The sequence below is a fragment of the Erythrobacter dokdonensis DSW-74 genome (genome assembly GCF_001677335.1).
Lineage (GTDB): Bacteria > Pseudomonadota > Alphaproteobacteria > Sphingomonadales > Sphingomonadaceae > Erythrobacter > Erythrobacter dokdonensis.
In genome coordinates this window covers 328,995-342,813 of sequence record NZ_LZYB01000003.1, presented here as the reverse complement: position 1 = coordinate 342,813, position 13,819 = coordinate 328,995, and the positions used below count along the sequence as shown (strand labels likewise).

The 13,819-nt window shown below is 59.6% G+C and carries 10 protein-coding genes; 6 read left to right on the top strand and 4 right to left on the bottom strand.

Annotated elements, in window-relative coordinates; genetic code table 11:
* Window positions 1-4: 4 nt before the first annotated feature.
* The 3 genes from I603_RS07990 to I603_RS07980 all read left to right on the top strand — a co-directional run bounded on the left by I603_RS07990 (window position 5) and on the right by I603_RS07980 (window position 4,397).
* A complete protein-coding gene (locus tag I603_RS07990; RefSeq protein WP_068863851.1) occupies window positions 5-2,218 on the top strand; it encodes a GumC family protein in 2,214 nt (737 codons plus the stop codon).
* Between the two features lie 253 nt (window positions 2,219-2,471).
* Window positions 2,472-3,431 (top strand): glycosyltransferase family 2 protein, encoded by a 960-nt coding sequence (locus I603_RS07985; RefSeq protein WP_068863849.1) that lies wholly within the window; start codon window positions 2,472-2,474, stop codon window positions 3,429-3,431.
* A gap of 84 nt (window positions 3,432-3,515) precedes the next feature.
* Window positions 3,516-4,397 carry a glycosyltransferase gene (locus tag I603_RS07980; protein ID WP_068863848.1) on the top strand — a complete coding sequence of 294 codons (882 nt, stop codon included), beginning with the start codon at window positions 3,516-3,518 and terminating at the stop codon, window positions 4,395-4,397.
* A 3-nt stretch (window positions 4,398-4,400) separates the two neighbouring features.
* On the opposite strand, the gene I603_RS07975 is transcribed toward I603_RS07980, so the two are convergent.
* Together I603_RS07975 and I603_RS07970 are read right to left on the bottom strand one after the other, a co-directional pair.
* Window positions 4,401-4,970 carry an acyltransferase gene (locus I603_RS07975; protein WP_068863846.1) on the bottom strand — a complete coding sequence of 190 codons (570 nt, stop codon included), beginning with the start codon at window positions 4,968-4,970 and terminating at the stop codon, window positions 4,401-4,403.
* A 212-nt stretch (window positions 4,971-5,182) separates the two neighbouring features.
* Window positions 5,183-6,511 carry an O-antigen ligase family protein gene (locus tag I603_RS07970; RefSeq protein WP_143736672.1) on the bottom strand — a complete coding sequence of 443 codons (1,329 nt, stop codon included), beginning with the start codon at window positions 6,509-6,511 and terminating at the stop codon, window positions 5,183-5,185.
* 306 nt (window positions 6,512-6,817) lie between these two features.
* On the opposite strand from I603_RS07970, the gene I603_RS07965 reads away from it, so the two are divergent.
* From I603_RS07965 to I603_RS07955, 3 genes are all read left to right on the top strand, one after another.
* A complete protein-coding gene (locus I603_RS07965; RefSeq protein ID WP_068863842.1) occupies window positions 6,818-8,146 on the top strand; it encodes a lipopolysaccharide biosynthesis protein in 1,329 nt (442 codons plus the stop codon).
* Between the two features lie 126 nt (window positions 8,147-8,272).
* Window positions 8,273-8,539: a spike base protein, RCAP_Rcc01079 family gene (locus I603_RS07960; protein ID WP_068863840.1), complete on the top strand. Its 267-nt coding sequence runs from the start codon at window positions 8,273-8,275 to the stop codon at window positions 8,537-8,539.
* A gap of 53 nt (window positions 8,540-8,592) precedes the next feature.
* Window positions 8,593-11,028 (top strand): hypothetical protein, encoded by a 2,436-nt coding sequence (locus I603_RS07955; protein WP_068863839.1) that lies wholly within the window; start codon window positions 8,593-8,595, stop codon window positions 11,026-11,028.
* 159 nt (window positions 11,029-11,187) lie between these two features.
* On the opposite strand, the gene I603_RS07950 is transcribed toward I603_RS07955, so the two are convergent.
* Window positions 11,188-12,420: a Coenzyme F420 hydrogenase/dehydrogenase, beta subunit C-terminal domain gene (locus tag I603_RS07950; RefSeq protein WP_068863838.1), complete on the bottom strand. Its 1,233-nt coding sequence runs from the start codon at window positions 12,418-12,420 to the stop codon at window positions 11,188-11,190.
* The gene (locus tag I603_RS07945; protein ID WP_232305291.1) at window positions 12,413-13,705 is read right to left on the bottom strand and encodes a polysaccharide pyruvyl transferase family protein; all 1,293 of its coding nucleotides are present in this window, start codon (window positions 13,703-13,705) and stop codon (window positions 12,413-12,415) included. The genes I603_RS07950 and I603_RS07945 overlap by 8 nt, the downstream gene beginning before the upstream one ends.
* Window positions 13,706-13,819: the final 114 nt, after the last annotated feature.

Below are 13,819 nucleotides of genomic sequence, written 5' to 3'. Positions count from 1 at the left end.
TCCCATGAACGAAAGATCGATCGTCCAGGCCCCCGAGTCCAGTCACAAAGGCGCTTGGCTGGACGCCTATATGCCTGATGGCCCATTGGGCCAGATCGGGCCCGCTGGGCCGCGCGCTCAGTTATTCAATTTTGCGACGATCCGCGGCATCATTTACCGTCAGCGCTGGATTGTGGCATCAACGATTGTTTTGGCTTTGCTCGGCGGCCTGATCGTGACACTGTTGTCCACCCCCGTCTACGAGGCAAGCGCCAAGGTTGCGATCAAGCCTTTCGGCACAGCAGTAGTCGAAGGGCAAGAGGTCATGCAGGGCTACAGCCCGATCCAGATCTACGATTATATCGCGACGCAAACAGAGGTCATCAAGAGCCGCAGCATGGCCGAAACCGTGGCAGCCGATCTCGATCTGGCTTCGCGGACTGATTTCATTGGCGAGAACATCGAGGAGAGCCGCGCATCAGGTATGAGCGATGAACAATGGCGCGAACGGAAAATGCAGATCGCCGCGTCAATGCTCACCAGCGGTGTGGTAGCAGACCGATCGTCTCAAAGCTGGGTTATAACGGTCGGCTTTCGCTCCACCAATCCGGTTCTTGCTGCGGAAATCGCCGATGCCTATGCTGATGCTTTCGTGGCCACCGGCTCGCGCGATTCAATCGAGAGCAACAAATTTGCTCTGGAGTACATCAAGGGACAGATCGAAGAGACGCGCACGCGGCTGGCTGAAGCTGAGCAGGTTGCCAACAGCTACGCGCGCAGTTCCGGGATTATCCTACAAGCTGGGGGGACAGAGGAGGGCAGTGGTTCCTCGACACTGACTGCAGCCAATCTTACGAGTATCAATAGTAGGGTCGCCAGCGCCCGCGCTGCGCGGATCGAAGCAGAGCAGCGTTGGCGCGCGATCCAGAACCTGCCCGCTGCGGAACTGCCCGAAGTGCAGGCCAGTGGTGTGCTTCAGGGACTTGTGGCGGAACGGACCACTAAGCTAGCGCAGCTGGCCGAGCTGCGGCAGCGGTACAATGATGATTTCCCCCAGATCCAAAACCTGCTCGCGCAATTGCAAGTTATCGATGCCCAGGTCGAGCGCAGCGGAGACGACATCAAGGCTAGCGCTCGCAGCCAGTTTCTCGTTGCGCAGAGCCAGGAAAGAGCGCTTGAGGCGGAGTTGGCGTCTCTAACCGGAAACCGTCTTGTCGAGCAGGACCAGCAAATCGAACTGAGCGTACTGGAGCGTGAAGCGCAGGCACTGCGCGATCAGCTGAAATCGCTGCTTGATCGCTATAATCAAGTCAATAGCGCCGCAAATCTCGATCCGGGGACGATCAGCAAGATCGACTCAGCTAGAGTGCCGCGTTCACCTTTCTCGCCCAACATTCCGAAGAACATGGGCCTCGCCTTTGTCCTGGGCCTGGCGGTGGCGGCCGCACTAGCGGTGGTACGAGAGACGCTTGATGACCGGGTACGGTCGCTCGACGAAATCGAGGAAAAGCTTGGCCTGCCGCTGCTGGGACACACCCCGCACGTCGAAGGGCGAGATCTGGACGCACTCGGAACCAACCGGTTCAGCGCGCTGATGGAGGCCTATTCATCGATTCGTGCAGCGATAGACTTCAGTATGCCGCGCAACCGCAATGTCTTTCAGCTTACCAGCAGTCAGGCAAGCGAGGGCAAGAGCACGACCGCAGTGATTCTGGCCGAACTGTTCGCTAGCCTCGGCCGAAGGACCCTGCTGATCGACGCTGACCTTCGTCGCCCGTCGGTTGCGAGCCTGCTGGATATCGAGCGCCCAAAGATCGGGCTGGTAGAAGTGCTACTGGGTCATGTCGAGCTCGAAGCCGCGGTCGTGAAAGGGGTACACGAGAACCTCGAAATCCTGCCGGTCGGCGAAATTCCGCCGAACCCCGCCGAGCTTCTTGCTTCACGCGAATTGCGGGATTTCATCGAGAAATACCGGAGTGAATACTCACTTATCATCTTCGATTCGTGCCCGGTCATGGGTCTGGCCGATGCGCCGACTCTTGCCAGTCTGGTCGATGGCACAGTGTTCGTGCTCGAATCCAATCGTCTGCCATTTGGACAGGCAAGATCGGCCGTACGTCGCCTCGCGCTGGCCGGCGGAAAAATTCTCGGGGTCGTGCTAACCAAGTACCGTGCTCTTGAAGCCGGTCAGGCCTATGGTTACCAGTACGGGTATTATGAATATGGACGGGACAAGTAGCAGGTCATTGAAAATTATTTTTGGATAAGGCCGGGGTTCATCGTTAGATCAATCTGGATAGCCATGACATCGAAGTATACGAATTTTAGTACTGGCTGCTGACGAGGCTGCAGCTAAGGCCAGCGACGAAGTCCGTATTCGGCAATCAATACCTTAGTTCATGCCAAGATAAATGTAATCGCGCGAAACAGTAATTTCACTTGGCCGTAGCATGCTCGAACACGAAAAGCTCTACTAGGGTAGATAACAGCCAATGGCCCCCTCCCCACCTCTGCCCACGGTCAGCATTCTCATCGTTGCCTATAATTCGACATCGGTAATCACATCCTGCCTGGCCTCGATTCCGCAAGCCTGCGGACGCCATGATTTCGAAGTGTTGCTAGTCGACAATGGCGATGGTTCCACCGAAACACTCGTAACTGCGACGTTCCCGGACGTTCAGATCGTCCCGAGCCGGGGGAACATCGGCTTTGCGGGGGGCAATAACCTGCTGGCAGCTCAAGCCCGGGGTCGGTTTCTACTGCTGCTAAACCCCGACATGGTCCTGGAGGCAGAAGCGATCGATTACCTCATCGATGCGGCGGTGGTGGCTGATCCGTCGGTGGCTGCCTGGGGCGGTGTTACGCTAGACCGTGCGGGCAATCCGGACTACGGGAACACCGTTCACATTCCTTCCTTGCGAGAGATGGCCAGCCGCATGCTCGGCCGTTCCATCGCCGTAGACAAAGGACATCTCGGCATAGACGCTGATGCCGAAGTAGCTGTGTTAAGCGGTAGCTTTATCCTGTTTCAGCGTCAGGCATGGGACGAGGTCGAAGGCCTTGACGCCCGATATTTCCTCTATTGCGAGGAGGTTGATCTGTTCTACCGCCTGTCTTTGCGGGGCTACAAATTCTGGCGCATTGCCAAGTCGCGAGCCTTTCACGATATCGGGCACGGTCAAGCCATAACACCGGTGCGGATGCTCTATCGCGCCGCGGGTAACATGGAGTTTGCGCGTCGGCATTGGAATGGGCGCAGACAGGAACTTGCCTTCATCTTGATGTGGCTCGGGGCCTGGCAACGCGTCATTGCTGGTTGGCTGCTGGGGCGGTGGTTCCCACACATCCAGACCGTTGGATCGAGCCACCGCGATATCGCGCTGCGCCCTGGGTTTTGGCGCCATGGATATGATCCGGATCGGGGCCTGCTAGCAAAGTTGGGCAATCGCTGAGGAACCCAGCCGGCAGCCATCGGCCGCCGTGTAAGTTATCGATTGCGTTGAGGCATTTTGGTGGCTCTTTTGGAGAAAAGTCCCATGGCGACGACTGATCCGACGGCATTCACGGTCATCATTCCGGCCCACAACGAAGAAGCCGTGATTGCCCGCTGCCTCAACGTTCTGCTGGCCGATGTCCCCGCCGACAGCAAGATGCAAGTCATCATCGCCGCCAATGGCTGCAGTGACGATACCGTGGCCATTGCCCGCAAGGTCGCCCCCGGTGCGGTCGTGCTCGATCTGCCGGTCGGATCGAAGACTGCGGCCATGAATGCCGCCAATCGCGAGGCACTCTACTTCCCACGCATCTATCTCGATGCCGATGTCCAGTGTTCCTATGACTCGCTGCAGGCCGTGGCGCAGGTTCTGCGCGAGCCAGGTATTATGACGGCGGCGCCCGCGCTGCGCATGGATCTGTCGCGCTCCAATTGGCTGGCGCGCGCCTACTACCGGGTGTGGCTGACCCAACCCTATGTCAAGCGGGCGCTGGTCGGATCGGGCTGCTTTGGTCTCTCCAAGGCGGCCTATGAGAGGATCGGCGATTTCCCGCCGATCACCGGAGACGATATCTGGGTCTATTCACGCTTCAGCGAGACCGAACGCCGCAACATCGCGAACGACGCCGAAGGCCGACCTGTGTGGTTCCTCGTCTCCCCACCACGCCGGGCGATTGACCAGATCCGGGTCGAGACCCGCCGCCGCCTAGGCAATGAACAGGTTCTCAGGGATTATCCCAGCCCGCACTACGCCGGATCGAACAATGCCGGCGACCTTTACGACGCGCTGCACGAGGGAGCCTCGGTGCTCGATGTGTTGATCTATCTCGCGATCAAGGCGGTGGTCCGCCTAAGGGTGCGGCGGGTCAAGCGCAAGCGCAAGGACATCGTATGGGAGCGGGACCTTGCCGCGCGCGAGGTCTGACAGCTATTGTACGATCACCCTCTGGCTGACAGCCCGGGCCGGGGAACCGGCGATGATGCTCATCGGCGGGAAGTCTCCGCGGACCACCGCTCCAGCGGCGACGATGCAACCATCCCCTAGTCGGGTGCCAGGCAGAACCAAGGCGCGGGTAGCCAGCCACACATCATTACCGATAACAATATCACCCTCGGCCATGGGCTGATCGGTAACAGGGCTGCCAAGATCGTAACGGTAGGTCGCAGCCGTCAGCATCACCTCCGGCCCAAACAGTACATCATCACCAATGACAATGCGCCCGTCGCGCGGCCCAGCCCAAAGATGGCAGCGCGATCCGATCCGTACCCGGTGCCCGATCTCGATCCGCTCGGGATGATGGAACACCGCGTCGGGGCTGACATTGCGCGCCCCCGCAAATCGGACAGATCGCATCGGGGCGACGTGTGAGTAATTGTAATAATTTATGATTTTGACCAGATGCAACCAGGCACGAGGGTCGAACAGAGAGCCGATCAAACGCAGCACCCGCGCTGCCGTGCTCAGGCTCTTCTTGCGGGGCAAGGTGGGGGTCGTCACGGTTCAGCGCCTCCAGAATAGCACCATGCACTTGCCTATATGGCATCCGGAATCAAGCGTCGCGCATGAACCTCCGCCACGATGGCCCTGCGCTGAGACAGAATGCTTGGCGTGAGGATTTCTTTTTATTACAGATATATATGTGTCCCCAAAGCCACCATTACAACCATCATCGCGCGACATGGCAACGCTCAACGGTCGGCGACTGCCAGCTAAACGCGGCCCAATTGGGATGGCAGGACAGCACGGCGGGTGGTCGATTTACCTGCGGGCAGATACCCAAGGCTGACCGACAGGCCAACCAGCATGAAGAACCAAACAAGCGTGGCGAGCCATAGGGATACCGAGTTCACACCCAAAGCAAAGACAGACAAAGAAATCGCCACCCCGCGCAAAGTACGCGCTTCGCGAATCGGAAGGTCGCGCGATTTCAATGCCACCATTGCAATTGCGATAAGCGTAGCCCCGAGCAGCATAAGCACATTGGGGATGCCCCAACGAAGCGCGAGAATTAGCCAGAAATGATCAAACGAGCCCGAGTACATCCACGAGGGTCGATCCCAGTCCCCATAGCCGATGCCGAACCAAGGGTGGCGCGCCACGTTTTCAGTGCCGTACTGCCAGATCAGGACGCGGTTATAGGCTGACCATGAGTTCAGTGAGGCGTAGCGAACCAGAATGCCGTAGAAACCGGAATTGCTGGTCAGTTCAACGACTCCATAGAGGAGAGCCGAGAATAGCAGAAAAAGACGCCAAGTCAGGTTGGCAATGCGCTCGCTCAGCCAGTCGTAAATGATCAACCCCCCGCCCACGACAACGCCAAGCATTGCCGCGGAACTCATTGAAAAAATGCCTCCGATGGATGCTACAATGCCAAGCCACTTCGGCCATCCACGCAGTCCGGAGAGGGCATAAAGCGGAAGGAAGCTGGCGAGCAAAATGCCAGCGTGGATAGGGTGAGCAAAAGGACCTGCCCCCCTAACCAGCCCCATGCGAACTTCCAGCCGCAATCTGTTAGGAATTCCGGTCAACGAGGATGCAAATGGCTGGAAGATATGTCTATGGGTCAGGGACTCCAGTGCCACCATAAAAGATGCGAAGCCCAGCCCCGGCGCGATCAGGATAAGAAACGTTCGGAAATCCTTGGGTGACCGAATGGCAACGCGTGCAAGAAAGTAGGCAAGGGCAATGTCGACGGTGTGCGATCCGCCCATGACCGCCGCTGTCTCGAGCGAGCCGCTGGTCTGGTGCGCTGCCAACCATATCCACGCAGAGCCAAGAATAATCAGGATGTCTGGCCAGACGAAGCGGAACCGACTGCGCAAGGCACCGAACAAAATATACATCGTCGCGCCCAGCAAGTAGACGCGAAAGGGGGGAAGATAAAACCCCCCGACAGTCGGATTGAACTGTTCTGGGAGCAGAATAGTGTAGAATAGCCCGGCCGCCAGACTGACTGGGACAAGGCTGTCCTGGCGCGGTAACGGCCGTACGATCCCTCCTCCGGTGGGTAGAGGCAATGATCGGGCGGCGGCTTCCATAAGAACTCCTTGTACCTCAGCCGTGGCCAACGCGAGCGATTTCCAGACAATCGCAACCCTGTGCTCGAGACTCCAGACGATCCTTTTCGCCGTGGCCCAACGGCTGTTGCAGAACGTGCTGCCTGAACGGGCGCGCTTCTTGCGGTAACAGCCTTTTCTTGCCGTTTCCAGTTCCTCGCGCTAGCGCACACGCGCCATGCTTGAGAGGTCGCTTGGATGCCGCCCGAGCTCTGGCCGATCAGACAGATTGCGCGGAATCCCAGCCGGACTAGCGCTCTAGCCTGTGCCGGGCGTCAAGGACACCAGATGAACGAAGAGAGCAGGTCTGACGCACTTCGGAAATTCGGCGCTATGCTGCCACTGCTGGCGCAGAAGCTCAGTCTTCACCGGGTGCTGGGAGGAGCCTTTCTGCTGCGCGGCTTCAGCCTTGTCACCGGGCTGGTGCTAACCCTGCTTCTCGGTCGCTATTTCGGGGCGGCGGCGACGGGAACTTACGCTCTGATAACGCAGACCACGACGTTCATTGTCACAATCGGCCTGCTTGGGCTTGACTTGAGCCTTGTTCGCCATCTTGCGCGCCCCAAACGCAATGTAGCGACTGCGGTTTTCCTTCGAATCATGGGCCTGAGCGGCGCCTTGATGCTGTGCCTAGTGCTGGCAATCCTGCTTGGTGGCGACAATGTGTGGAGCGGCCTGTTCGGCGATGTCATTCCGCGCGAGTTCACGACAGTGATTTGCGTCCTCTTGCTGATACGCGGGCTCCATCAGACTCTTTGCGGCTTTCTCCACTCTCAGAAGCGGATTGCGCTTAGTCTGATGATCGGCTTGCTGGCTGTACCCTTTGCGGCAGTCTGCGCACTGCTGTCAGGTCTGGCACAAGATGTCCATGAGCTGCTGTGGGCCACAGCGGCAAGTGGCTTTGTCTGCATGTTGTGGGCGCTCTGGGCGAGCACGAAGCATCTCAGTAATGGCCAGGATGCGATCAGAGTATCCATGCGGCAGGTTCTTTCTTCGTCATTGCCGCTTTGGGGGTCATTGCTGACCCTGGTAATGGGGGAGTGGTATGCTCTTGCAGTAACCGCTCGCATGCTGAGCGTAGTCGACGCCGGCGTATTCCGCGTGGGCGCTCAGATTGCAGCGCCGCTGTCAGTTGTGTCCGGCACCATCACCTCAGTCTATATGCCACAGATCAGCGGCGCGTTTCATGCAGGTGACCGCCAGAGCGCCGCACGGCTTGCCCGGACAGCGGTCCGGATGTCAGCGGTACTCGCGCTTCCGGTAGCTGTCGGCATCATAATCGTGACGCCATTTTTGTTGCCCTTTATCGGTTCCGAGTTCGAAGCAGCAATGCCTGTTGTCGTGACGTTGCTAATCGGTCAGTTCCTTATCGCGCTTTCCGGACCTTGCGGTTTGGTGCTTGCGATGTCCGGCAACGAGAAAGTCAATCTCGCCATTGCGATTGCTGGAATTGCCTGCCTGCTGGTGGCAGCCCCGGTGGCCGCCACCCTCGCAGGGATTCATGGGGTTGCGATTTCGGTCGCGGCCGTACTGGTGATGCGCAACGTGGCGGCCTACTGCTACTTGCGCTACAAGGTCGGGATCGAGGTCTGGTCCGGACGCGCCATGCCAACATGATAGAAGGCATACGGGGGCACTGGCGCCGTCATTGACGAAATTTACAACGGGAGCGCAATAAGCCTCTTTCCTACACATAACCAATATGGTTCATCTTTCGGGACATACTATGCAGAAAGGTGTTATATGGAAGATGATTTCGCCAGCAACCTGCCTTCCGCGCTGACCCCTAGCGAATCGGCCTATGCCGTAACGCCGCACGACACGCTTGCCCTGCCTGCGGTACCAAAATTCCTCTATGTCGGAGTCGGCGGTCGGGTCACCTTGCGTTCACGCGACGCTGCGGCTGACGTGGTGTTCGAAAACGTGCCTTCGGGCGGCTATATCTACGTTCGCCCCAGCCACGTGCGGGCCAGTGGCACCACCGCTTCTGCTATCGTGGCCTGCGCATAATGCTGGGGCACAGGATCGCAGGGGGGCAGGTTATGCTTGCCGCGGGAGCTGGGATGGGCGGGGTTCCCGATTACATCGTCACCAGCAGGGCCGAATGGGACACTGTATTCGCCAACGATGCCGCCACGCTGGCGGGCAAGATTGTCGAGGTGGCCGCGCCGATCGCCGAAGCGGTCAACATCACCAATCGAGACTTCTCTGCGGCGGGTGCCCCTCTAACAATCCGCAGCGCCAATGCCGGTTCCTTCCTTGGCCGTCTGGAACTTTACACGTTGGTTCGCGGGGTGGATTTCTCCGGCCTCAACTTCCAGCTTACGGGCTGGCCCAAGGCGTTTGACGCCTGCGTCCAGTTTGGCACCGGCACCTTCGATCAGCTCAGGTTCGTCAACGGCACCACTTTCCGCCACGGCTACGGCGCGAGCCTCGCCAACATCGACACCTCCGCCGACCTGCCCGAATACGAGCGCATCGACAATGTGCAGACCGCGACCACGACCAGCGCGACCTATGCCCTTACGTGGAAAGATCCGGCTGCAACCCAGGGCATGATCGAGTTCTTCAATCGCGGCGCGAACAGCGTGCGCGTAGCTGTGGGGGGCTCGGACGTTGTTGCCACCGGCAGCAGCCAACTTGTCAATGCTGGCGCGCGGTTTCGTTTCGGCGGTCTCAACCCCACCACCGCCACGCATTTTGCCGTGCTGGCGACCACTGGCACCAGCGAGGTCAATGCCCGCACCGAAATCGGGCTGGCGACATACCTGGGCAGTGCGTTTCAGGCGTTCGGCTCGGCCAGTATGCAGAGCATCGAAATCCGCAACTGCCTGTTCCGCGACCTGGTCAACGGGGCCAAGGGGCTTGGCACACCGAGCAGCGTCGTTGTCATGGATAACGACTTTGACCGCATCTATGCCGACATTATCGCCGTGCCGCCTGCAGCGGGCGGAAGCGGGCGGTTCCTGCGCAACATTGCCACCATCCCTTTCTGCCGTTCGGGCATTGCCGAAAACCTCAATGGCGATGCGGGCGACCCGCATGGCGACATCATCCAGATGTTCGGCGCTGGCGCAGGTACGATCAGCAATGTCCGCATTGCTGGCAACCGGATGCGCGCAACCGCGCTGCGAACCGGCGTGACGCAGCAGGGCGTGTTTATCTCCGACAACGACACCAACCCGTCCTATGCCGACTTCGTCATTATCTCGAACACCTTTGTCGGCGGCTCGACTTTTCAGCTTGCGATTGGCGAGGGCGCTTTCTCGGCCCGCGATACGCTGGTCCACGGCGTCAGCATTTTGGATTATTCCAACGTCGCCAACCCTGCACCGACCGTCAAGATTGACACGGATCAGGGCGGCTCGGTTTATGTCGGCAAGTCAATTTACGGCCAGCTTGTCGTTTTTGCCGAGGCTCCACAGCAGGACGGCAATTTGCGCCTGCCTGACGCGGCAAGCCCCGCTGCCGTGTTCCCGAACCTTGGCAATCTTGCCGCCGCCACCACCCGCGCCGAGATTGAAGCGGCGCTGGCCACCGCCGCCGAGGGCGCAGGCCTGGGCGCGGTCGCCACGGCCAACGCTATCGACTGGACGACCACCGACCCCGAAGCCGTGATCCTCTGGGAGAACGTGCCAAGCGGTGTGCATTGGAACCCGCTGACGCAGCAAGACCCAGACACACTTATCACGCTGCCGCTGCGCAAGGTGCTTAACAAGCGGCCCGATCAACCGGTCAGCGTTACCGCTGGCACCGAATGGCGCAGCGTCGATACGGACGGCACGACCGAAGTGCAGGCATGGACGAGCAGCCCCGGCACGATCCAGCCCGGCCAATTTATTCAGATCAGAGGCACAACCGCCGCATCCGGAGGCACCATCATGCTTGGGCTATCCCTTAACCTGTTTTCACAAAACGTCAGCGTCACAAGCGCGAGCATTCCAACCGCCTATCTGGTGCGGGGCGCAACGGCGGGCTATTTCGTCGATCCGGCCAACGTGCCGAGCGGCACGAGCCGCATCACCTTCCGCGCGCAAGTCTGGCTTCCGTCGCTTTCCGGTGCTCCGCGCCTGTTCACGCAGGAAAGCACGGGTTGCGACTTGTGGGTAGGTTCATCGGGCCAGCTTGTCGCCAACATTGAAGACTCCACCGGCACTGCGATGATCTTTTCTGCAAATGTGGCACCAGACGGCACGATTGTTGCGGAAACGTGGCACGAAATCATTTTCGACGTGGATCAGGTGGCAGAGGAAGTGCGCGTGACGGTCGACGGCGTGCTGACGACGACCGCCTTCACAGCGGCCAGCAGCGGAACCTTTCAGACAAGCCGCGAAGTCAGCTTCCTTGCGCAGACGGCAGGTGCCTTCGCGGTTGCGGCAGGCACCCGGGTCGCCAACCTCGAAGTCGATTTTAACGGCACGCTGCACAAGGCGATCAGTAACGATGCGACGACCGCCAATGCCGATGCGTGGCACCGTGGCGGCGACTTTGCGAGTTGAGCGGAACCGCCGTCAGGCACCGGGACAGTCTCTCTTGCATGGCAATTTTCGGATTTGACGATGCCGTTGCCAGCCAAGTGCGACAGTCTCGGTGCGCCATGTAGCAATGCTACATTTCGCCAGCAGGGTGGCCCGCGTATCGTCCAAGCCGATGGCCCGTCAGATCTGCCTGTCGCCAGCTTGGACAAGACGCTGCAAGGCGCCCAGCATGCTGCGGACCGACTCCTTGATGCCAAGTGCCCGAACATTTTCAAACAGTGAAAGATTCTTGAAGCGCGGTCGCTTCCGACCCATCACGGTCATTGCCATCAACCTTGGCAGCACCAGTCCCTTGCGGCGGGCCTGAAACGGCTGGATGTGCCGGATCTGCTCGATTTCCAGCGGCTCGCACGCCAGGTTTCTGGCATTCATTGCCCGTAATACCAGTTCCTCGCCTTTGCGGGTACGGGACAGAACGATGCTCCGCCCCTCCTGTTCTTCGAACAGCGGGTAGCCCTTTTCGTCACAATGCCAGCCATCAGCGCACACGATGTCGGCAAATTCACCGATGCCGTCCGGACAAATCTTGCAGCGAAACTGGAGGTGCCGATTGAGAATGCTGCCCCAGCTGGTGTTGTAATCCATGGTGAAGCGCGTGCCGTCAGCCATCTGGGCAGTCGCATAACCTGGCCATCCGTCTCCGCGAAAACGGAATGCGGTCACTTGACTTTCGTCCTTGACCCCCATCGCCGCGAGCACGGCTGATGTACCGCGATAGCTCGGCACGCCTGCGCACATGAAGGCAAGCATATAGGACACCTTCTCGTCCACTCTCCGATCGATCCGGGCCAGCTGTCTGAGCCCGGCGACATCGCAAGGCTTGCCGACAAAAGCAAAGCGCCCGGGGCTGTCCAATCGCTTCGAGATATCCTCAAGCGGAGACGACGGCGCATAGCGCGAACCGGCGGCATGAAACACCTCATCGCGGCCCGTGCTAACGTAAAGCGCATTGCGGACCGGCGAGTCCTCAGAGACCGCTGTCTGCACGACATAGTCGATTTCGCCGCTGATCAGCAGGTGTGTCAGGATGGCTGATAATGCTCCACCCGAGGACGCATTGCGGCGCAGATCGTCATCGGTGCTCCAGCCGAGCCTTGCCCCCACAACGGGGCCCCACACGGAATGATACTCAGCCTCATGTTCCGCCGGATCGTGCCGGATATTGACCCCCGGACACGCCCGATCGATCACCGCTGCCATCTGCGGGCTGACCGGGCCGACCCGTTCGGGGCGCCGCAGACCCTCGGGCGTATCGCGCATGGCAATTGCCGGCGTGTCACCCGTTCCAAGCCCGGCGCAAAGCCCGCAACCCGAACACAGGCCGTTGGCCTTGATCGTCTCGATATCAAACATGGCGCGGTGCGAGCTTGCCAATCACCTCGTCCAGATAGGCCTCGTACTCGCCCAACCTGCGGCGAGCTTCAGCGCTGGCGGCCTTCGCTTCAGCGCGCATCGTCGGCACATCGGTCAGTGCCGCATCGAAGCGCGCCAGGACTGCTTCGTTGGTCTCGCACGTCAGATCGATGTTGTAGCTGTACCCGATTGATTCAAAAAGCCCATTGAATTTGCGGCTATAGCCGAGCGGGATAACGGGCGTGTCCGATGAAATCGCAGCAATCGTCGCGTGCATCCGGCTACCCGAGAACACATCAAGACTCGCGATGTAGCTTTTCGCTTCGACCGGACTGGCGAATTTGGGGGCGACTTGGACTTGCGGGTATAGCGACTTCAGCTGGTGCGCAACTGCGTAGTCGTCTTCGAAATGGCCAACGGCGGGATCGGGCGCATCCTTGCCGGAAATGACATGGCTCACCAGGTGCACATCGATCTGCGGGTCGCCGGTCAGTCGCTCGAGCAGGCTGTGGATGAGCGCCGGGTAATCGACCGTCAGCCGGACATTGCTGTGCGGCGAGCGGCCTGTCCGATACAGTAGAGCAGAAACGTTGAGGCCAAATTTCAGCGGTCGGCCTTCCCCGTCAGATTCATGACGCGCAGCTTGCTGGTGATAGGGCAAGGCAAAAGCGACATCGCAGGTCAGGGCCGACTTTTCCGCAACGCCCAGGCCTTCGAGCACCGCAAGGGAAACCTCGTCGCGGGCAAAGACCTTCCGGGCGATCTTCAATGCGGCAACGGCAAGCCGACGGGCCATCGGCGTGTGGAACGGACCGATCGTCTGCGGGCTGAAGACCAGTGGAGTCCGCGCCGCGCCTACCGCGATCTTGGACAGGATGATCAGCCAGTATCGCTTGCCGAAATAGATGTCCGAGAAGCTGTCGCCGCCGCCGATATCGAACACGATATCGCACTGTCTCAGTAGACGGTTGAGTCGAGAAAAGGGGTTCAACAGCGCCTTCAGCTGGACGTTCATGAAGTCGTGCTCGCCCGGCATCTCGTGGCCGTAGTCGAAGGCGCCGTGTGAACCCATCAGATGGAGAACGGGGCGATAGCCGTGGCGCTCGGCTGCGCGCACCAGCAGCGTGGCATTGGCTATCGTCAACGCGCCAACCCCGAGATTTTCGTTGAAGACCGTGTGCCAAAGCAGGCCCACATGGAGCGTCTTTGGCGTGGGAGCGGCATCGCCGGCGCGCTCATGTCCATCGACAATTGCTCGAGCATCCGGGGCGATCTGCTTAGACATTGGCTTATTCCCGTTTGTTCAATCTATTCGTGGATGCTGAGGAGAGTCCAAGACGCGCGGCACATGACGCGATGACGTCGATCGTCCAGTCCTGGCTTATCATCCATCAAGGGG